Consider the following 20033-nt stretch of genomic DNA (forward strand, 5'->3'; position numbering starts at 1 on the left):
CCATGGAAATGAGGGTCCTAGGCTGAACTACTCAAAGCTTAGCGCTCATAGCCCTAGGCAAGCCTAAGCATTATTGCTCATCGCATAACTGGGATGCGCCCGTTGCTTCAGGACAGACAGTATTTCGGCGAAAAACTACTGGAAACGGAGATCTGAAGAGCCTACGATACATATCTATCGATAAATATCAAGATTTCTCCAAGCTCTTCCATTGCTTAATAGAAGCTATTCGGACGCAAAATTCTGGTGTGCAACTTTTTTGTGTTGGTGATGACTGGCAAGCGATCAATGGGTTTGCTGGCTCTGATCTATCTTTTTATCAAAACTTTGAGAAGATTTTTCAACCCTCTACCAAGCTTTCTATTAGTACTAATTATCGTTCAGCAGACTCTATTGTGAGGGTTAGCAATCAGCTAATGAACGGGCTAGGCAATCCCGCCCGTGAGATTAATAAATCGTTAGGGAAAGTAGAGATTGCTAATCTTAGTAATTTTAAGCCGTTGCCAGTTGAACAAGAGGATCATCCAGGAGATGATTTTACACCTGCTATTTTACGCTTGATCAATAGAGCATTTAAACACGATAAAAGCGTAGTTCTACTGAGTCGAAAAAATAATCTACCTTGGTACATAAATTATGGAGAAAAGCGTCATAAAAGACGAGGTCAACTAGGCAATTTTTTGGAATTATTACGCTCAAAGTTTCCTGAAACTTTAAGGGGAAAGATAAATATATCGACTACTCACAAATATAAGGGCTTAGAAAAAGAAATTGTTATTGTCCTAGATGCTGTCCCTCGATCTTACCCATTGCTGCATCCAGACTTAATGTTTACATTTGCTTTGGGAAGCTCAATTGAAGGTGCAGGGGATGAGGAACGCCGCCTTTTTTACGTTACACTAACTCGTGCTGTAGAACATTTGTTTATTTTAACCGAGACAAATAATATCTCTCCTTTTGTTGAAGATTTGCAAAGGAGGATAAATCTTCCTTTGCTAGACTGGTCAGCCTATGACCCTGTTGTTGAAAAAACAAGGCGGATCACTGTTAAGGTAACTAACCAAAATGGGGGAAGTAGTAATGGTACTTTCACGATTAGGGAACTACTGAGATCCGAAGGTTATGAGTGGGATAGCCGATTGAAAACTTGGTGGCGAAATTACTCAGCGCAAAATTTTTCAGTACAGTTATTTTTCGCCAATACTCAATGGATTTCTCATGCAAACGGCATTCAACTGAAATTTTATGATGACTTAGAGAAAATGCTAGCTAGCTATGTTATTAATCGTGGACAGCAGAGTTACATTTTTGATAATTTCCCGGCACAAATTTCACAGAAGTAATTCAGATATAGAGTTGTTACTTGGTTTATGTTGTTCTCTTGTCGCAGACACGGTGGCATAACAACCCCGACGCAGCAGACGGACGAGAGCCGCTGGTCGGGAACGTTATGCCGACTATTCTTTGGTTAGGGCAATCCGAGAAAGATTTCTCCAGGTATAAAAAGTCACCGTCACAAGGATCTGTGTAGGCGGTAACATTGGCGGGTTACCAATAAACGCCTCTGGTGCTACTGCCAATGCCCGTACCCAAAATTGTGATCGACACAAATGTTGTTGTTGCTGGGCTACGATCTAGGAACGGGAGCGCTTTTCGTCTATTAGGGTTGGTTGGCAGCGAGCAGTTCAACATCAATCTTTCTGTACCGCTAGTTCTGGAGTACGAAGAGGTCTTATTGCGAGAATTGCCAAATTTGGCCATTAATGCCTCAGACGTACAAGATTTCCTGGATTTTCACTGTTCTGTTGCGACCCATCACCAGATTTTCTTCCTCTGGCGACCATTCTTGCCCGATCCAAAGGATGACATGGTGCTAGAACTGGCGGTTAAAGCGGGGTGTGATAGCGTAGTGACATACAACATCCGCGATTTCGCAGGCATTGAGCGGTTTGGGGTTGATGCCGTTACCCCGGCAAGTTTCCTGGAGTCTATTGGAGGACTGTCATGAGCACGTTAAGCATCCAGCTACCTGACTCTTTATATAAAATCTTGCAGAGCCTTGCAGCGCAAGACGGGGTTTCGCTCGATCAGTTTATAGCCCTGGCAGTTGCCGAGAAAATTTCAGCATTAACGACTGAAGGGTATTTGCAGGAGCGCGCAAGCCGGGGCGATCGAATGAAATATGAGTCCGTGTTGGCTAAAGTAGCTGACGTTGAGCCAGAGTTGTATGACCAGTTGCCGCCAGCATAACAACCCGCTTGCACCCGACCGCCGCGAGGTTATTCCCTTGGATCGAGAGGTTATCTGCGTCGGGTAAAGCGGAACGTTAAGGTTTAGAGCAGGTAGCGATATTTATCAAGAGATCAGCTCTACTTTTGGTCGGAACCATAAGCAGCCTTGGGCTTTGCACCCAAAGCAGATAGCGGCGTTTCAACTCATCTTGAAACGCCGCTATCATTTCTGCTTTTGGCTTCTAATTAGCCTAGCTAACGCTAGGGTTAAAAACCCCTCGCAGCACTTTCTGCCTGAACTGATCGCAAATCATAGCGATCGAGGTTCATCACCTTATCCCACGCTGCCACAAAGTCATTCACAAACTTCTGCTGCGAATCGGCGGCTCCGTAGACTTCTGCCAGGGCGCGGAGTTGAGAGTTTGAGCCAAAGATCAGGTCAACGCGAGTAGCGGTCCACTTTTGTTGGCCGGTTTTGCGATCGCTACCCTCAAACTCATACTCATCCTCAGAGGTCGCCTTCCAGGTTGTGCCCAGATCGAGCAGGTTGACGAAGAAGTCATTGGTCAGGGTTTCGGGGCGATCGGTGAAGACGCCGTGCTTGTACCCGCCAAAGTTTGCCCCCAAAACGCGCAAGCCACCGACAAGAGCGGTCATTTGCGGGGCAGACAGCGATAGCAACTGCGCCCGATCGATCAGCAGCTCTTCGAGGGATTCGCTGTGTCTACCGCTGGTGTAGTTGCGGAACCCGTCGGCAGTTGGTTCCATGGGAGCAAAAGACTCCACATCGGTTTTCTCCTGGGTGGCATCGGTGCGGCCCGGCGTGAAGGGCACTGTCACCTCATGACCCGCGTTTTTCGCCGCTTGCTCAATGCCCGCGCAGCCGCCCAGCACGATCAGGTCTGCGATCGAAACCCGCTTGCCGCCTGACTGCGAGTTGTTGAACTCCTGCTGAATGCCCTCCAGGGTTTGCAGAACCGTTGCCAGTTGCTCGGGCTGATTGACTTCCCAATTTTTCTGTGGTTCGAGACGAATGCGTGCCCCGTTCGCACCCCCCCGCATGTCGGAGCAGCGGAACGTGGAGGCCGACGCCCAGGCGGTTGAAACCAGTTGGGAGACCGACAGCCCTGATTCAAGAATTTTAGCTTTGAGCGCGGCGATATCTTGCTCGTCAATCAGGTCGTGGTCAACGGGGGGGACGGGATCTTGCCACAAGAATTCCTCCTGGGGAACTTCAGGGCCGAGGTAGCGCGATCGCGGCCCCATGTCGCGGTGGGTTAGCTTAAACCACGCCTTGGCAAACTGCTCGGCAAACTCATCCGGGTTGTCGTGGTAACGCTGGGCGATCGGGTTGTAGATCGGGTCCATCTTCATCGACATATCTGCCGTGGTCATCATCGGGGCGTGTCGTTTCGACGGGTCGTGGGCGTCGGGCACCGTGCCTGCGCCCGCGTCGCCCTTGGGCTTCCACTGCCATGCGCCCGCTGGGCTCTTGGTCAGCTCCCAGTCATATTTAAATAGAGTTTCCAGGTAGCTGTTGTCCCACTGGGTTGGTGTGGGAGTCCATGCGCCTTCGATGCCGCTGGTGATCGCATCGACACCGACCCCCGAGTTAAAGGTGCTCTTCCAGCCCAAGCCCTGATCTACGATGGTAGCCCCCCCTGGCTCCGGCCCAATGTGGGTCTCTTCGCCCGCGCCGTGGCACTTGCCAAAGGTGTGCCCCCCGGCGGTGAGGGCGACGGTCTCCTCATCATTCATCGCCATCCGCTTAAAGGTTTCGCGAATGTCTCGGCCTGAACCTAGCGGATCAGGCTCGCCATCTGGTCCCTGGGGGTTGACGTAGATCAGACCCATCTGCACGGCAGCGAGGGGGTTTAGAAGTACGCGATCGCCCTCATAGCGCTCATTGCCGAGCCAAGCCTTCTCAGAACCCCAGTAGATATCTAGCTCTGGCTCCCACACATCCACACGCCCGCCCGCAAAGCCCAACGTCTTGAAGCCCATCGACTCTAGAGCGCAGTTGCCCGCAAAGACCATCAAGTCGGCCCAGGAAATTTTGTTGCCGTATTTTTGTTTAATCGGCCAGAGCAGCATGCGGGCCTTATCGAGGTTGGCATTGTCGGGCCAACTGTTGAGCGGCTCAAACCGCTGGCTGCCCGAACCTGCCCCGCCGCGACCGTCGCCGATGCGATAGGTGCCAGCGCTATGCCACGCCATCCGAATGAAGAGCGGCCCATAGTGGCCATAGTCGGCGGGCCACCAGTCCTGCGAGGTGGTCATTAGCTCATAGATATCTGCCCTCAGGGCCGCTAAATCGAGACTCTTGAACTGCTCGGCATAGTTAAAATCCTCCCCCATCGGATTGGCCTTAGCCGAGTGCTGATGGAGCATGTTCAAATTTAAAGCATTCGGCCACCAGTCGCGGTTCGAAGTCCCCATCCGAGTTTGAGGCCCACTTAGAACCGGGCATTTGCTGGCACTACTGACAACATTAGGGGCTGCGGGCTGGGGCGTACTGGTTTCAAGTTTTGCCCCACTATCTGCGCTCCCACTATCTGCGCTACTTGATGCCAGAACAGAGGATATGGCCCGCCAGATTTCCATTAGCTTGCCACTCATGGGAAACGGACATTTCATTTGGCTACTCGTCATAATTCCTTTCCTGATTGTGGTTAAGGTAAGTTTTCTTCTCTGCGTAACTTTTTTGCTTAGACAGAAAGCATCGTCCGCCACATCTGCATCAGCACAGCGGTCTGCTTCGGCTGCCTGGCCTCTGGGTTGATGTAGTGCAACATGGTGTCGGCATTAGAGACAACAGGCATCGCCTCAAAACCGTCTGGTTCTACAAACATTTTTTCAATCACCCCGTCTTTTGCCAGCATGGAATAGCGCCAGGAGCGGTATCCCATCCCTTTATCGGAAAGGTTGACCATCATCCCCATCTGGCGGGTAAAGTCACCGTTGACATCGGGAAGGAAGCGAACCTGATCGGCACCTTCTGCCTGAGCCCAAGCGGCTAGCGAGAACGGATCATTCACCGAAATACAAAAAATGTCATCGACGCCATTCGCTCGAAATAGCTTGGCATATTCGTTGTAAGCCAACAGTTGAATCGGCGAGTGCGGACAGGTGAACGCTCCTGGCACGGCAAATGCCACCACGGTTTTGTGATCAAAAAGATCCGCCGTCGAAAGCTCGTATCTATCCGCCTCGGTAAACATTCGAAAGGTGACGGGAGGGACAGGCTGGCCCTCATAGTTGAAAAACATGTGCCCAGCTCCTTACTCGCATTCAATATCAGTTAGGTTCTTCTCAACTAAGAAATTGATGGGTAGGGAGACTACCCTGCGAATACTGACGACCTGCCCTCGAACGTAATGAAGAAATGGTTGCAGGCCATCCCTATCAAGCACCCGTTAACTCGAAGCAATCGCGCTCTGCTAACAGGTGCAAGGCATTGGCAAAAACAATAAAACTCCTTTGCGTTAGCCAGCATGTTGGGGGTGCTCCAACTAAGCGCCCCTGGGGCTTACAAACTCATGCAGGCATTTAAGTCATACTCACTACGAGTTTGCATGATGCCAGCTTAATCAACTCCTTTGCGCTTGGGAGCTAAACATAAAAGTGTTTTGCAACATGTAATATCTCTACAAAATAAAATCTGTCCCCAGTCAGGTGCAGGGTTAAAGCCCACGGCAGCAGGCGGCGACGCCAACCATAGCCGAATCCTACAATCAGCCGATAAGCTAGAGGGTGCAATCGATACGCCCCCTTTGGTTTGCTATGAAACGCTTTTTTCGCGCCCTAACGGCTCCCCTGTTAGCCTCCACGCTGGTTGCCGGTTCGATACCGCTCCCCATTGGCAACGCCCAGGCCCAGGAGTCGGTATCGCCCCGCATTGCCCAGGTGCCCCAAACTCCCGACCAGGTCGTCGAGTGCGAACTGCTGATTGTTGGCGGTGGCCTAGCCGGTACCGCCACCGCCTACGAAAGCTTGATGATGGGCCACACGGTCTGCATGACTGAGCTGACCGACTGGGTCGGAGGGCAGATCTCATCCCAGGGCACCACGGCGCTGGATGAGTCGCGGGAGCAGCGGCGGCAGCTGTTTTATTCGCGGGGGTATAAGGAGTTGCGCGATCGCGTCGAGCGCAAATACGGCAAACTCAACCCCGGCGGCTGCTGGGTGAGCGCCTCCTGCTTTTTGCCCGCCGATGCCAACGCCATTCTGATGGAAATGCTGGCCGAGGCAGAGCGCGAGGGCGGCGGCGAACTCAAGTGGTTCCCCAATACGGTGGTCAAAGACCTGAGCTTGAGCACCGATGGCACCCAGATTGAGGAGGTGGTCGCGATTCGCCACAGCCCCGCACCGGGTACAGAACCCCTCAACACCGACTTTCTCTCCGAAATTATCGAAGACGCCTACACCTACGACGACTCGGCCCGCTTGGCGAAGGAAATTATTCAGTTTGTGCCCGCAGGCATTGAGCTGGAACGGATGGAAAATGCTCCCGACAGCAAGGTGGACTGGTTTGTGGTTGAGGCCACCGAGACCGGCGAGCTAATTGCCCTGGCCGATGTGCCCTACGAGCTGGGGCTAGACCCAAGATCGCCCCTCAACCCTTCGTCGCCCGTGCAAGAGCGCGACCCCTACTGCACCCAGGGGTTTACCTACACCTTTGCCATGGAGCGCACTGCCGAGCCGCAAACCTACGATATTCCTGAGTTTTATAGCACCTACGCGCCCTACTACAGCTGGGAGCGCGAGCGCGACTCGCTAAAAACGGCCCAAGACCACTTCGACTTTGTCTTCACCTACCGCCGCCTATGGAATGCCTCGCCTCAAACGGAGGCGAAAATCTCTGGGGTGCCTCGCCCAGGCGTGGGCGACATCTCAATGCAGAACTGGACCTGGGGCAACGACTATCGCCCTGGCACCGAGCAGGACAACCTGATTTTGACCGAAGACCAGCTGGCGGCCAGCGGTCAGCTAGAGCCGGGCGGCTGGCTGGGCGGCCTGCGCACCGACACCCTGCGCAAGGGCGAAGAGAATGCGATCGGCTTTTTCTACTGGCTGACCACCGGCACCACCGACTCGCAAATCGACGAATCCTGGAAAGAGCCTGAGCCCTATAACCGCTATTTGCAGGGGTTAGATTCGCCGATGAATACGGCCCACGGCCTGTCGAAGTATCCCTACATTCGCGAGGCGCGGCGGATTATTGGTCGGCCTGCTTATGGCTACGAAAATGGGTTCATGATCAGCGAAGTGGACTTTTCGTGGAATGACTTTACCGCTGAGTTCTATCAGGAGAACCTAGACGAGGGCACCTATACATCTTTGCGGCGCTACCTGGCGGGTCTGGGAACGGTAGATACCTTTGCGCCCGATGCCGACCCCAACACGTTCCCGATTCGGGCGCGATCGCGCCTCTATCCTGACACCGTTGGCATCGCCCAGTATGCGATCGACTTTCACCCCTGCATGGCTGAGTACCCAGCGGAGGCCCCCGGCAATATTGAGCGGCCCGGCGTGCGTCAGGCCCACGGCCAGGCCTACCCCGCCCAAATTCCCCTGCGGGCGATGATTCCTCAGCGGGTAGACAACATGCTGGTGGCCAGTAAGAGCATTGCCGCCAGCTACAGTGCCGCCGCCGCCTACCGGGTGCATTCCTTTGAATGGTCGGTGGGGGCGGCAGCGGCGCACTCCATCGACTTCTCGCTGCGCAACGGGGTGCTGCCCTACGAGCTAGTGGATGACCTGCCCAGCTATGAGCCCCTGCTCGACCAGCTGCGGACCGAGTTGCAGAGTAGCGGCAACCCGGTGCAGTTCCCGAACACTTCGATCTTTAACGAAGACTGGGGCAACTGGCGGCCCTGGTAGGGCGATCGCGCCAGCTATCAACCCAAGCAGTCGCCCTTGAGCGACACCCATCAGCAGGGTTTAGGATCCTGAGCGATCCTGAACCCTGGTTTTTTTGAAGAACCACAGATCTTAGAACAAAGGCATCTTGCCTGCACGGGCAAGATGCCTACCCTACAGATTTTTGCGATTCACTTGGGATTACATAGAAGTGGGATTCAAGCTGGAGACGGCAACCCGCCTGAGAACAATCGTAAACACCGATCCTGTTAGGTAGGCCACTCTTCCTACAATGCAACCATACAGAGATTTTATGGAGTAACCACGGGAGAGCGGAGCCTATGCAACCCACCCAAAGCCAATTTACCGAAAAAGCCTGGGATGCCATTGTGCGATCGCAGGATATTGCCAAGCAGTCGCAGCAGCAGCAGATCGAGAGCGACCACTTGATGCTGGCGCTGCTTGACCAGGACGGCCTGGCCAGCAGCATTTTTGCCAAGCTGGGGGTCAATGGGCAGGTGCTGCGCGATCGCACCGAAGCCTTTATCAACGGCCAGCCCAAGGTTTCGGGGTCGGGTTCGTCGGTGTACCTGGGCAAATCGCTAGATGCCCTGCTCGATCGCGCCGACCGCTACAAAAAAGACTACGGTGACGAATATATTTCCATCGAGCATCTAATTTTGGCTTACCCTGGCGACACCCGCTTTGGTAAGGCGCTGTTTCAAGATTTGGGCTTGAGCGAAGCCAAGCTCAAGCAGGCCATTCAAGATATTCGAGGCACCCAAAAAGTGACCGACCAAAACCCCGAAGGCAAGTATCAATCCCTTGAAAAGTATGGGCGCGACCTCACCGATGCTGCCCGTCGAGGCAAGCTCGACCCGGTGATTGGCCGCGACGACGAAATTCGCCGCACCATCCAGATTCTCTCTCGCCGCACCAAAAATAATCCAGTGCTGATTGGCGAGCCGGGGGTTGGTAAGACGGCGATCGCCGAAGGTTTGGCCCAGCGCATCGTCAACGGCGACGTACCCCAATCGCTCAAAGACCGCCAGCTAATCGCCCTCGACATGGGCGCGCTGATTGCCGGGGCAAAATTCCGGGGTGAGTTTGAAGAGCGCCTCAAAGCCGTGCTCAAAGAAGTCACCGACTCCGAAGGGCAAATCGTTCTCTTTATCGACGAAATTCACACTGTGGTCGGCGCGGGCGCGACCCAGGGGGCGATGGATGCGGGCAACCTGCTGAAGCCCATGCTGGCTCGCGGCGAGCTGCGCTGCATCGGCGCGACGACGCTGGATGAGTACCGCAAATATATTGAGAAAGACGCTGCTCTGGAACGCCGATTCCAGCAGGTCTATGTGGATCAGCCCAGCGTCGAGGACACGGTTTCTATTCTGCGCGGCCTTAAAGATCGCTACGAAACGCACCACGGGGTGAAAATCTCCGACAGCGCCTTGGTGGCGGCAGCCACACTGTCTACCCGGTACATCAGCGATCGCTTCCTGCCTGACAAAGCTATCGACCTGGTAGATGAAGCTGCCGCCAAGCTGAAGATGGAGATCACCTCTAAACCTGAGGAATTGGACGAGGTCGATCGCAAAATTCTTCAGCTCGAAATGGAGCGGCTGTCGCTGAAAAAAGAAGTTGATGCCGCCTCCGTGGAGCGTCTGGAGCGCATTGAGCGCGAGCTAGCCGACCTCAAGGAGCAGCAGAGCGCCCTGAATGCTCAGTGGCAGTCTGAAAAAGACACCATCGACAGCATTCAGTCGGTCAAAGAAGAGATTGACCAGGTCAACATAGAAATTCAGCAGGCCGAGCGCGACTACGACCTGAATCGGGCCGCCGAACTCAAGTACGGCAAGCTCACCGAGTTGCAGCGCCGACTCGAAACCGCCGAATCTCAGCTAGCCGACACCCAAACCACCGGCAAGACTCTGCTGCGTGAAGAGGTGACGGAAGCAGACATCGCCGAAATCATCTCTAAGTGGACGGGCATTCCGGTCAGCAAGCTGGTGCAATCGGAGATGCAGAAGCTCTTGCTGCTCGAAGACGAACTGCACGAGCGGGTGATCGGTCAGGAGGAAGCGGTGACGGCGGTGGCCGATGCGATTCAGCGATCGCGCGCCGGCCTAGCTGACCCCAACCGCCCGATCGCCAGCTTTATATTCCTCGGCCCCACTGGGGTGGGCAAAACCGAGCTAGCTAAAGCCCTAGCCGCCTACCTGTTCGACACCGAAGAGGCCCTGGTGCGCATCGACATGTCGGAATACATGGAGAAACACGCCGTCTCGCGGCTGATCGGTGCACCTCCCGGATATGTTGGCTACGACGAAGGCGGTCAGCTCACTGAAGCGATCCGCCGTCGCCCCTTTGCGGTTATCCTCTTCGACGAGATCGAGAAAGCGCACCCCGACGTGTTTAACGTCATGCTGCAAATTCTGGACGATGGCCGCGTTACCGATGCCCAGGGCCGCACGGTAGACTTCAAAAACTCCATCATCATCATGACCAGCAACATCGGCTCCCAGTTCATTCTTGATGTGGCGGGCGACGACGCTAAATACGACGAGATGAAATCGCGGGTGATGGACGCGCTGCGGGGCAACTTCCGGCCCGAGTTTCTCAACCGAGTCGATGAAATGATCATCTTCCACGGGCTGCTCAAGTCGCAGCTACGGGAAATTGTCAAACTGCAAGTTGCCCGACTCGAAACCCGGCTCGAAGCCCGCAAGATGGCGGTGAAGCTGAGTGAATCGGCCCTCGACTTTCTAGCTGAGGTAGGCTACGACCCCGTTTATGGGGCGCGCCCCCTGAAGCGCGCTATCCAACGCGAACTCGAAACTCAAATTGCCAAGTCGATTCTGCGGGGTGAGTTTGGCGAGGGCGACACCATCCATGTGGATGTCGAAAATGAGCGGCTCGCTTTTAGACGACTCAACGCCGACCTGCTTAAGGTCTAACCTGCCGATCACCCTAGGGAAAGCGGCCCTCCCCTTTCCCTAGGGTTTAACCTTTGAAACAAGCCGCAACACTTTAAAGGGCTACGGTTGCGCGGCTTGCTCTGGATTTGACAATATGGGTCATGGGCATTTTTACTGGCAGCGTTAGTATATAGACTCAAATATTATTCAGTAGGTTCTCGGAATCTATTTGGGCATACTATCGGTATGTCAGTCAATGCAGCTACCATCCGTCACCCCTAATATGGTTTCGGCAATGAGTGACCAAGCAGGAGCATCTTTATGACAAACCAGAGAACTCTGGTTTTGCACCGATTCGTTCAATAGTAAGTGGGGTTCCCTATGAAGATTGATCACGACGTTCCAAGACATACCTACGTCAATGTAATGGAACTGCTCGTCTCTGAAGAGGTGGAAAAGCACCTCAAAACCATGCAGCCCCGCATGCTGAAGTATCTCAAGCGGGTAGAGGTAGAGACCTATGCTCTCAACCGTTTGCCTTCGCTCTACGCTTCTAGCGAAAAAGGGCGGCAGCTTCAGTATGAAAAAGCCAAGCGAGAACTCTACAATCACATTAAAAGCGCAGTGCGCCAGGCCTTTGCCGCTGTGCAGGTCGATCCAATTCGGGCATCTGAGCCGTTGCACAACCAGCAAGACGACGCGGCCAGCGTTGCCCTCACCGCCCTGCGCGACCTGCTTAAGCAGCCCGACCTCAATTGGGATGGGGCGATCAATCGCTTGCGGTCTCTGCTTGGCCGTCGCGGCGACCAACCACCCACAGCCCCGGCTCAAGAGCCGTCGCACCGCACCCGCTACCGCAATGATGCTCCTGACGTGACCGCCGCTGCTGACCCTGACCATAGCCACTATTGGCGACCCGGCACCTATGGCTCTGAGGTTTCGTGGAAAAAAACCCACAATCCTGGCTCAGCCCAGACAGGCTCTGGCTTTGACTGGAACGACAACCGCTACTCTAAGTAGACGCGGCCCGAAACCTACGATCGCCGCTTAGTCGTTCAAGGTGATCTCTAAATCAGAACCTAATCGCCAGCACAAAGTTGCCTCTGTGCTGGCGATTTCCACATCTCCCAGTGCCCACTCCAGCAAATTTTCGGCGGCGCTACACCTACATAAAGCCTGCTTGAGCCAGCAGTAGGGGTGAAATGCCCAAGGCGCTGACGCCTCTGCGTAGACCAGCAGCCGTAGCAGGATCGGTGACCTCATAAAGGGCGATCGCCTGCTTAAAGGCCTGCAACGCTTCAGGCAACTGCCCCAGCTTAAACAGGGCTACTCCCAGGTTTTGGTGCGCTTCAGCATAGCTGGGGTTGAGGGCGATCGCCTGGCGGTAGGCGGCGATCGCCTCATCTAGATAGCCCCGAGCGCGGTGGGCGGTGCCCAGGTTGTAGTGGGCGATCGCCAGGGTTGGGTCAGCCGCGATCGCCTGCTCAAACAATGCAATCGCCCCCTCCAGATCGCCCTGGGATTTTTTCAAACTGCCGTAGTTAATCCACGCACCCAGCTTGAGCATGGGGGGTACAGCTTCGGCGAGGGCAGATTCGTAGTCATGGGCGGCTTGGGCGGGGCGATCGGCTAGAGCTAGAGCGCGGTGGTAGTGAAGCTCGTAGCGGGTCAGCTCGTCTAGGACATCGGCCTGCTCTAGGGCGCGATCGAGCAGCGGTAGGGCCAGCTCAGCCTGGTCAGACTCGACATAGAGAGCCGCCAGCTTATTCAGCAGGTAGCTGTCGTTGGGGTGCTCTGCCAGGTAGCCTTCCATGGCGGTGCGGGCGCGATCGAACTTGCCTCGCTCCACGACCACGGCTGGGTCGTAGCCGGTGTGGTGCAGAGCTACCTCGCCCAGGGTAATTACCTGCCAGCGAGTCTCCTGCGCCTGTAGTGCCGCCACGCTGTCGTCCACGGTTTCGTGGTAGGGGCGGTTAAAGGTGATCTCGGGCAAGCGGCGAAAGCAGCGGGTGATCAGCGTGTAGGGGGCTTGAGGAGCACCTAGTTCCAGGCGCAGCAGGTTCACAGCCAGCACGTCTTCGGCGGCGACATCCCCCAAAGGTTTCCCCTGGTCAAGCTGTTGCAGTACCTGGGCGGTTTCCGGTAGCAGCACCTCGTCGGCGTCGAGCACCAGCACCCAGTCCCCTGTGGCGTGGCGCAGCGATTCGTTGCGGGCGGCGGCAAAGTCGTTATCCCAGGCGAAGCGGTGGACTTTGGCCCCGTGGGACTGGGCGATCGCCACGGTGTCATCCACCGACCCCGTATCGACGACCACAATCTCGCCCACTACTCCCTGGGCGCTCTCAAGCGTGCGGGCCAACGTAGCGGCCTCGTCTTTGACAATCATGCAGAGGCTAATCATCAGCCTTCTCCTAGGGCCTGGTTTGCCCGTGCGATCGATTGGTGCACCTGGTCAAAGCCAGTGCCGCCGTAGCTGTTGCGGGCCGAGACCACCTGTTGAGGAGCGATCGCCGCGTAGATATCGTCCTCAAAGGCGGGGTGAATGGCCTGCCATTCTTCTAGGGTCAGCTCGCGCAGCAGCTTACCCGCCGCTAAAGAAGTCTTCACCACCTTGCCCACCAGGTTGTAGGCCTCGCGGAAGGGCACGCCCTTGGTGGCCAGGTAGTCAGCCACGTCGGTGGCGTTGGAATAGTCTTCGTTCACAGCCTGGCGCAGGCGCGGCACCCGGAAGTTGACCCCTTCAGACAGCAGAATGGTCATGGCCTCGACGCAGCCGCGCACGGTGTTGACCGTGTCAAAGATCGCCTCTTTGTCCTCTTGCAGGTCTTTGTTATAAGCCAGGGGCAAACCCTTCATCATCACTAGCAGGCCTTGCAGATGGCCAAACACGCGCCCAGTTTTGCCCCGCACCAGCTCGGGCACGTCGGGGTTTTTCTTCTGGGGCATAATGCTGGAGCCGGTGGAGCAGCTGTCGTTGAGGGTGACAAAGCTAAACTCTTCCGACGCCCAGAGAATCATCTCTTCGGACAGCCGCGACAGATGCACCATGATCAGGCTGGCGGCGCAGGCAAACTCGATGGCAAAGTCGCGATCGCTCACCCCATCCAGACTGTTGCCATAGACTTTCTCAAAGCCCAGCAGCTCGGCAGCATACTGGCGATCGATGGGAAAGGTCGTCCCCGCCAGGGCACCGCAGCCCAGGGGCGAAATATTTACCCGCTTTTGCAGGTCGTGGAGTCGCTCCCAGTCGCGCTGGGCCATGTCGAAGTAGGCCAGCAGGTGGTGGGCCAAACTCAGCGGCTGCGCCCGCTGGAGGTGGGTATAGCCCGGAATCAGGGTTTCCACATGGTCTTCGGCAAGGCTCAGCAGGGTCTGCTGGTACTGGCGCAGCTCGCCCTGGATGGCCTCGATCTGGGCACGCAAGTAGAGGCGCAGGTCGGTGCCCACTTGGTCGTTGCGGCTGCGGGCGGTGTGCAGCTTCTTGCCCACGTCGCCAATTAGCTCCGTCAGCCGCCGCTCGACGGCGAAATGCACATCCTCCGCCTCGACACCGGGGTTAAAGTCGCCCCGGCGATACTCCTGGCGAATGGTTTCGAGCCCATTGACGATCGCCTCGCCCTCTTCGGGGCTAATGATCTCTGTTTTGACCAGCATTTTGGCGTGGGCTTCTGAGCCGGTGAGGTCGTACTCAATTAGCTGAATGTCGAAGCCGATGCTGGCGTTGAAAAGCGCGATCGCAGGGTGCAGCGCCGTTTCAAAGCGCTGGCTCCAGGTTTGGGGAGAGGGCGTTTGCATTATTGTGCGGTCTGGGTTAAAAGGCAGTCAGGTTGCGGATGAAATATCCCAGCACAATACCGAAGAGCAGTGCCCACAACTGTCCTGATTCAACAAAATTGTTCCAGATATCGACCATATCCCCCAAAATGTCTTGGTCAAACTGCTGGGCCAGCACTGGGGAGAGCGCCTCGGTATCTACCGTAAATCCGGCCACTCCGGCCACGGCAGGTAGCTCAACTCCGGTAAAATAGCCGCTGAAACTGTCGCCATCGCCCAGGCTAATGGGGCGCAGCAGCGTATCTACAGAAAGCAGGGCAGCATCTTGCGAGAGAAAACCGTGGGTCTGGAGCATGACATCCATAGTGGGGTGACGACCTGAGCATGGTTAACACCCAACAGACTATCACCATACCGCTGCGACCGAGCCTCTGGAACCCAAAAACCGTCAGCGCTCTAGCGGTCTTGGCGGCCCTGGGGTTAGCCGCGTATCAGGCAGGACTGGGTCGGCCTGGAACCGAGCTGATCAACCTGGGCGGGTGGCCCCAGCTACGCGAGTTCTTGGCCGCTAGCCTGCGCCCCGATCTCAGCCCTGAGTTTGTCGTTCTCATGGGCCGCGCCGCCCTGGTGACTCTGGCCTACGCGGTGCTGGGCACAGCCCTCAGCGTGGGGCTAGGGATGATAGGTGGTCTGCTCTCCTCGGCGGTGTGGTGGCAGACGGTTCTGCCTGGAGAAGCTTCAGATCTGCGCCGCAGTCTGTGGCTGGGGGTGCGGGGGCTGCTGGCCTTTCCCCGCGCCATCCACGAGCTGATCTGGGGGCTGGTGCTGCTGCAAGTGCTGGGGCTAAACCCGCTGGTGGGGGTGCTGGCGATCGCGATTCCCTTTGGGGCGATCGTCGCCAAAGTCTTCTCAGAAATTTTGGATGAGACGCCTCCCGAACCGCTCCACGCCCTGCTCAATGCTGGCACGCCGCCGCTAGCGGCCTTTATCTACGGGCTACTGCCCCAGGCGCTACCCAACCTCCTCTCCTACACTTTTTACCGCTTTGAATGTTCCCTCAGGGCATCCGCCGTTTTGGGAATTATTGGGGCCGGAGGCCTGGGCTACGAGATTTTTCTGAGTCTGCAATCCTTGCGCTATGAGCAGTTGTGGACAGGGTTCTACGCGCTGATTGTGCTCAACGGCGCGGTGGATGCCTGGAGTGCCCTGGTGCGCCGCCGCATGGGCTTCACCAGCCGCCTCGACATCAACCGCAAACCGGGAGCTTCGTCTCGGCCTGCCTTTAAAGCGCCTAGCCAAGACTGGTTTCTGCGGCTGTCGTGGATGGGAGCTGCCCTGGCGATTCCCCTGAGCTGGTGGTGGTTGCAGCTAGATGTAGTGGTGCTGTGGTCGGCCCGCACCCAGCGCCTTTTGGGTGAATTGTTGGGCACCGGCTGGTCACCCCTGCCGAGCTGGGCCGAGCTGGTGAATTTAGCTCGGCTCTCTTGGCTGACGGTGGCGATGTCAATGGTGGCGATCGCCCTGGCGGGTCTGTTTGGCATCCTCTTCTCGCTACCCGCCGCCCAAAACTTTCTGCTGCCGGGCGGCCTGCTGCGTCCCATCGGCCAGCGGGGTGGGTCTGCCTGGATGGCCTATACCTTGCTGGGTCTAAGTCGGCTCGTGCTGCTGATCAGCCGCGCAATCCCCGCCCCTATCTGGGCACTAGTGCTGCTCTACATGCTGTTCCCCGGCGTGCTGCCAGGGGCGCTGGCCCTCGCGCTACACAACTTCGGCATCCTCGGTCGGCTCATGGCCGAGGTCAACGAAAACCTGGACGATCGCCCCGTCCGAGCCCTCAGCACCCTGGGGGCCAGCCCCAGTGCGATCGTGGCCTACGGCATCTTGCCCCAAAACCTGGGCCGCTTTCTGGCCTACATTCTCTACCGCTGGGAAGTCTGCCTGCGCGAAACCGTGATCGTCGGCCTGGTCGGTGCCGGTGGCCTAGGCCGTCTGCTCACCGAGCAAATCAGCAGCTTCGACTACAGCGGCGTGACGATCACCCTAGGCGTTTTTGTGGTGCTGACTTTTGGAGTAGATGCGGTGAGCCAGCGGCTGCGGGGGGTGTTGAGGGAATGATGGGGTAGGGGGTAAGGGGTAGGGGGTGATGGTGCTAATCAGTTCTCTATCACCTTAACTCCCCACTCCCCACTCCTCACTCCCTACCCCTCACCTTCACTTCGCCAATCGGGACACCCTCCACCCCCCTGCCACCCCTGGGGATGGATTGCGCACACCAGCATACAGCGCTTGGCGCGGCTGGTGCCGTAGGCGATGCCGTGATAGTTAGTGCAGCCCTGGCAGGGTTGGGGTCGAGTGGGCGGCAGAGATTGAAAGCCGACCTGCGATCGCAAAATCTGCTGCTTGCTCTGCCGCCGATGCCACTGTTCGTAGGCGCGGCGGCGGCATAAATCGTTAGCCCGGTGAAAGAGTTCGTCGGTTACGCTCACGACCGATTCTCCCGGTAGAGGGTGGATGGCGCAGGTTAGCATCAGCGACGACTTAGGTGAAGGCTAAGGGAGCAGGCCAGCCGCTAACCCAGGCACCGCCAGTGGCGACCTTATCTAGCCTACCGAACCGAGCCAGGCGATGCCGAAAATTTAAAAGGTCGCAATGTCACGCTACTGGCCCTGCGATCCAAGCCAAGGCCAAGGGAAGGCTGAGGAGGCAGTCTAGTGCCTTAGTCATGCAAATATTGCATGGATTTTGACGAAGGCTGCATGTTACAACATTGCCACACTTTTAGGAGTGTGCTAAAGGCAAAATTACAGCATTTGTTAATGGTGCCACCGAAGGATTAAGGCGAGAATAAGCAAGAGCTGCTAGCCAAATCCTCAAAACTATCAGTAAACTAGAACACAGAATCTAAAGATTCTTGTCTGACTTACTTGACTTTTACCTTTGCAGCTCCTCCGTCGTTACTGGGTTTAGCTATGCTTCAGTCCCTCCACTATTCCATCGATATCATCCGTGACGAAGCTCGACAGCTGGTTCAAAAGGGTGTGGTTAGCCGTCAGCAACCGATTTATACCCTTTGCCGCCACATCCCCGCCCGTGAATGGGCGCTGGTGGAAACCGAGCTAGAGTCTTCTGGGTTTTTGCTGCGCGATCGCGTCGGCGATCTCATGGGCCGCGAAGATTGGGAAAACGACTAGCCATAGCTAAGGCTGTCGTCTAAATCAGGGCTAATTTTTTATTTATTCATCCAAACAAACTGAGCTGAGCCGAGGAGTTGTCTTCCTCGGCTTTTTGTTGTTCGGCCACATCCCACAGCAGCTCGGGCAGGTTGGCCCCGGCTTGCTGAAGCTGGTGGTAGACCTCACGAGCCACCGCTGGCGATCTGGCCTCCTGGGGGCAGTGGGCAAAGAAATAGACGTCGGTACCGGCCTCTAGCCACTGGTGCAGCCGGGGCACCCATTCATCAAAATAGGTCTGGTTATAGGCCAAGTCGGGGTGGCTGATATAGCGAATAATTGTGAACGGGGCCGTCACCTCAGGCTGAAGCGGCACCCTCGGTTTCTTGCGCTCGGAGCCAATTTGCGGGTCATCGTCAGGGGTGTTGATGCAGTCGTAGATGGGGCGAGTATCGAGCAGTACACGGCCTACGCCCAGGCTGCTCAGCATCTGGTTCAGGCGAGTAGCGTGGGGTTCGGCAAACCAGTCCAGGTGGCGTACTTCTACAGCAATAGGATGCGTTTGCCGAGGCCAGCAGGCGAGAAATTCCCTTAAATCACCAAGCTGCTCGGGGCTGTAGGTAGGCGGCAGCTGAATGAATAGTGGCCCCAGCCGGTCTCCCAGGGGCATGAGAGTTTGCAGAAAGCGGTGAGACTCTTCGACAAAGGGCATCAGCTTGCCCTGGTGAGAAAAGGCGCGGGGCAGTTTGGGGCAAAACCGAAATCCGGGGGGCATGGTGACGGCCCAGCGATCGATGGTTTTGGCATCGGGCATGGAATAAAAGGTGGTGTTGCCCTCGACAGCAGTCATGCGATCGCTGTACAGCCGCAAAAAATCCCCCGCCTTGCTGCCCTTGGGGTAAAAGCTGCCCACCCAGTCTTTAAACGCCCACACCGCGCACCCAGTGAAGTAAGACCCCGCCATTGTTGCCGCCCCCGATTGCCTGTTGCCTCTTAATTCTGACCTAATATCAGCCCTCCCTGGGAAGCGATCGGGAATGCCAGGGGTCAGCACAGGGCAACAGGTTAAGGGTTGAGACAGATAGAGGTCGGGGCTAGCCTAGGTTAGTTATGCTTTAGACCACATCTTCGGGGAAAGACACCACTAGGCCACCTATTCATGGACTCTAACTCGTTTCTCGCGGCCCTCAACCCAGCCTCAATGGTGGTTAAGCCCAGCCGCCGCGTCAAGCTCAAAGACTTTGACCCCAGCTTTACGGGCAACTTTAATAAAAAAACGGCCAAAGAGCTTTTAATTCAGAGCGTTGAAGAACTGTCTAGCTACCAAAATGTGCTCTACGCCCAAAACACCTACGCACTGCTGCTGATCTTTCAGGCGATGGATGCGGCGGGTAAAGACAGCACCATCAAACATGTGATGTCGGGGGTCAACCCCCAGGGCTGCCAGGTGTTTAGCTTTAAGCAGCCCTCCAGCGAAGAGCTGGATCACGACTATCTGTGGCGATCGTTTAAAGCCCTGCCCGAGCGCGGCAACATCGGCATTTTTAATCGTTCTTACTACGAAGAGGTGCTGGTGGTGCGGGTGCGCCCTGGGTTGCTAGACCAGCAGCAGCTGCCCCAGAGCACGCTGGGCAAAGACATTTGGCAGCAGCGCTTTGAGGAAATCAACAACTTCGAAAAATACCTTGTCAACAACGGCATCGTGGTGATGAAGTTTTTTCTCAATGTCTCAAAGGAAGAGCAGAAAAAACGGTTTCTAGAACGCATCGATCGCCCCGAAAAAAACTGGAAATTTTCCATCGCTGACGTGCAAGAACGGGGCCGTTGGAAGGACTACATGGCCGCCTACGAAGACATGTTTAGCCACACCAGCACCGACTGGGCCCCCTGGCACATTATTCCAGCCGACAACAAGTGGTTTACCCGTCTGGCGGTGGCCAGCCTGGTGTGCCAAAAACTGAAGTCCCTCAACCTGGCCTTTCCCGTGCTGGAGGACAACCACATGGAGCGGCTGCATGAGGCGAGGGTGATGTTGGAGAGTGAAGAGTGAGGAGTGGGGGGTAGGGAGTGAGGAATAA

At 56.1% G+C, this 20033-nt stretch carries 16 protein-coding genes; 9 read left to right on the plus strand and 7 right to left on the minus strand.

Features of this window, described 5'->3' with window-relative positions; genetic code table 11:
* The first annotated feature begins 170 nt into the window (after positions 1-170).
* From H6G07_RS17230 to H6G07_RS17240, 3 genes are all read left to right on the plus strand, one after another.
* Positions 171-1343: a 3'-5' exonuclease gene (locus tag H6G07_RS17230; RefSeq protein WP_338420714.1), complete on the plus strand. Its 1173-nt coding sequence runs from the start codon at positions 171-173 to the stop codon at positions 1341-1343.
* 236 nt (positions 1344-1579) lie between these two features.
* A complete protein-coding gene (locus tag H6G07_RS17235; protein ID WP_073609208.1) occupies positions 1580-2008 on the plus strand; it encodes a putative toxin-antitoxin system toxin component, PIN family in 429 nt (142 codons plus the stop codon).
* A complete protein-coding gene (locus tag H6G07_RS17240) occupies positions 2005-2250 on the plus strand; it encodes a YlcI/YnfO family protein (RefSeq protein ID WP_073609209.1) in 246 nt (81 codons plus the stop codon). Before H6G07_RS17235 ends, H6G07_RS17240 begins: the two co-directional genes overlap by 4 nt.
* A gap of 248 nt (positions 2251-2498) precedes the next feature.
* Here the strand turns inward: H6G07_RS17240 and katG are convergent, their stop codons facing one another.
* Both katG and H6G07_RS17250 read right to left on the minus strand, forming a co-directional pair.
* Positions 2499-4883 (minus strand): catalase/peroxidase HPI, encoded by a 2385-nt coding sequence (gene katG, locus H6G07_RS17245; RefSeq protein WP_338420710.1) that lies wholly within the window; start codon positions 4881-4883, stop codon positions 2499-2501.
* A gap of 56 nt (positions 4884-4939) precedes the next feature.
* Positions 4940-5500: a redoxin family protein gene (locus H6G07_RS17250; protein ID WP_073609211.1), complete on the minus strand. Its 561-nt coding sequence runs from the start codon at positions 5498-5500 to the stop codon at positions 4940-4942.
* A 514-nt stretch (positions 5501-6014) separates the two neighbouring features.
* Here H6G07_RS17250 and H6G07_RS17255 point away from each other — a divergent pair.
* From H6G07_RS17255 to H6G07_RS17265, 3 genes are all read left to right on the plus strand, one after another.
* Positions 6015-8114, plus strand: a complete 2100-nt coding sequence (locus tag H6G07_RS17255) for an FAD-dependent oxidoreductase (RefSeq protein ID WP_073609212.1) — start codon at positions 6015-6017, stop codon at positions 8112-8114.
* A 320-nt stretch (positions 8115-8434) separates the two neighbouring features.
* Complete coding sequence (clpB, locus tag H6G07_RS17260; RefSeq protein ID WP_073609213.1) at positions 8435-11050, plus strand: ATP-dependent chaperone ClpB; 2616 nt, start codon at positions 8435-8437, stop codon at positions 11048-11050.
* Positions 11051-11392: 342 nt separating this feature from the next.
* Complete coding sequence (locus H6G07_RS17265) at positions 11393-12031, plus strand: late competence development ComFB family protein (protein WP_084173252.1); 639 nt, start codon at positions 11393-11395, stop codon at positions 12029-12031.
* 145 nt (positions 12032-12176) lie between these two features.
* Here the strand turns inward: H6G07_RS17265 and H6G07_RS17270 are convergent, their stop codons facing one another.
* From H6G07_RS17270 to H6G07_RS26105, 3 genes are read right to left on the minus strand one after another with little or no spacing between them, the layout of a single operon-like run.
* Entirely contained in the window at positions 12177-13412 is a 1236-nt protein-coding gene (locus H6G07_RS17270) for a tetratricopeptide repeat protein (protein ID WP_084173254.1), read from the minus strand.
* Positions 13412-14806 carry an argininosuccinate lyase gene (gene argH, locus H6G07_RS17275; RefSeq protein ID WP_073609216.1) on the minus strand — a complete coding sequence of 465 codons (1395 nt, stop codon included), beginning with the start codon at positions 14804-14806 and terminating at the stop codon, positions 13412-13414. The genes H6G07_RS17270 and argH overlap by 1 nt, the downstream gene beginning before the upstream one ends.
* 16 nt (positions 14807-14822) lie before the next feature.
* Positions 14823-15149 (minus strand): hypothetical protein, encoded by a 327-nt coding sequence (locus tag H6G07_RS26105; protein WP_199312196.1) that lies wholly within the window; start codon positions 15147-15149, stop codon positions 14823-14825.
* A gap of 20 nt (positions 15150-15169) precedes the next feature.
* Here H6G07_RS26105 and H6G07_RS17285 point away from each other — a divergent pair, with 20 nt between their 5' ends.
* Entirely contained in the window at positions 15170-16900 is a 1731-nt protein-coding gene (locus H6G07_RS17285) for a PhnE/PtxC family ABC transporter permease (protein ID WP_073609217.1), read from the plus strand.
* Between the two features lie 83 nt (positions 16901-16983).
* On the opposite strand, the gene H6G07_RS17290 is transcribed toward H6G07_RS17285, so the two are convergent.
* On the minus strand, positions 16984-17271 hold the full coding sequence (locus H6G07_RS17290; protein WP_073609355.1) for a hypothetical protein: 288 nt from the start codon (positions 17269-17271) through the stop codon (positions 16984-16986).
* Positions 17272-17754: 483 nt separating this feature from the next.
* Here H6G07_RS17290 and H6G07_RS17295 point away from each other — a divergent pair, with 483 nt between their 5' ends.
* The gene (locus H6G07_RS17295) at positions 17755-17976 is read left to right on the plus strand and encodes a DUF4327 family protein (RefSeq protein WP_171973034.1); all 222 of its coding nucleotides are present in this window, start codon (positions 17755-17757) and stop codon (positions 17974-17976) included.
* Between the two features lie 46 nt (positions 17977-18022).
* Here H6G07_RS17295 and H6G07_RS17300 read toward each other — a convergent pair whose 3' ends face one another.
* Positions 18023-19009, minus strand: a complete 987-nt coding sequence (locus tag H6G07_RS17300; protein ID WP_338420711.1) for a DUF72 domain-containing protein — start codon at positions 19007-19009, stop codon at positions 18023-18025.
* A gap of 105 nt (positions 19010-19114) precedes the next feature.
* On the opposite strand from H6G07_RS17300, the gene H6G07_RS17305 reads away from it, so the two are divergent.
* A complete protein-coding gene (locus H6G07_RS17305; RefSeq protein WP_073609219.1) occupies positions 19115-20005 on the plus strand; it encodes a polyphosphate kinase 2 family protein in 891 nt (296 codons plus the stop codon).
* Positions 20006-20033 lie beyond the last annotated feature (28 nt).

The sequence above is a fragment of the Phormidium tenue FACHB-1052 genome, from assembly GCF_014696675.1.
In the GTDB taxonomy this organism is placed as follows: Bacteria; Cyanobacteriota; Cyanobacteriia; order Phormidesmidales; family Phormidesmidaceae; genus Nodosilinea; species Nodosilinea tenuis_A.

What these genes read in the sequence shown, in the direction of transcription:
- H6G07_RS17240 (WP_073609209.1), top strand. Translation starts at nt 2,005, where the DNA reads ATGAGCACGTTAAGCATCCAGCTACCTGACTCTTTATATAAAATCTTG.
- katG (WP_338420710.1), bottom strand. Translation starts at nt 4,883, where the DNA reads ATGACGAGTAGCCAAATGAAATGTCCGTTTCCCATGAGTGGCAAGCTA.
- clpB (WP_073609213.1), top strand. Translation starts at nt 8,435, where the DNA reads ATGCAACCCACCCAAAGCCAATTTACCGAAAAAGCCTGGGATGCCATT.
- H6G07_RS17265 (WP_084173252.1), top strand. Translation starts at nt 11,393, where the DNA reads ATGAAGATTGATCACGACGTTCCAAGACATACCTACGTCAATGTAATG.
- H6G07_RS17250 (WP_073609211.1), bottom strand. Translation starts at nt 5,500, where the DNA reads ATGTTTTTCAACTATGAGGGCCAGCCTGTCCCTCCCGTCACCTTTCGA.
- H6G07_RS17295 (WP_171973034.1), top strand. Translation starts at nt 17,755, where the DNA reads ATGCTTCAGTCCCTCCACTATTCCATCGATATCATCCGTGACGAAGCT.
- H6G07_RS17255 (WP_073609212.1), top strand. Translation starts at nt 6,015, where the DNA reads ATGAAACGCTTTTTTCGCGCCCTAACGGCTCCCCTGTTAGCCTCCACG.
- H6G07_RS26105 (WP_199312196.1), bottom strand. Translation starts at nt 15,149, where the DNA reads ATGGATGTCATGCTCCAGACCCACGGTTTTCTCTCGCAAGATGCTGCC.
- H6G07_RS17270 (WP_084173254.1), bottom strand. Translation starts at nt 13,412, where the DNA reads ATGATTAGCCTCTGCATGATTGTCAAAGACGAGGCCGCTACGTTGGCC.
- H6G07_RS17305 (WP_073609219.1), top strand. Translation starts at nt 19,115, where the DNA reads ATGGACTCTAACTCGTTTCTCGCGGCCCTCAACCCAGCCTCAATGGTG.
- H6G07_RS17285 (WP_073609217.1), top strand. Translation starts at nt 15,170, where the DNA reads ATGGTTAACACCCAACAGACTATCACCATACCGCTGCGACCGAGCCTC.
- argH (WP_073609216.1), bottom strand. Translation starts at nt 14,806, where the DNA reads ATGCAAACGCCCTCTCCCCAAACCTGGAGCCAGCGCTTTGAAACGGCG.
- H6G07_RS17235 (WP_073609208.1), top strand. Translation starts at nt 1,580, where the DNA reads ATGCCCGTACCCAAAATTGTGATCGACACAAATGTTGTTGTTGCTGGG.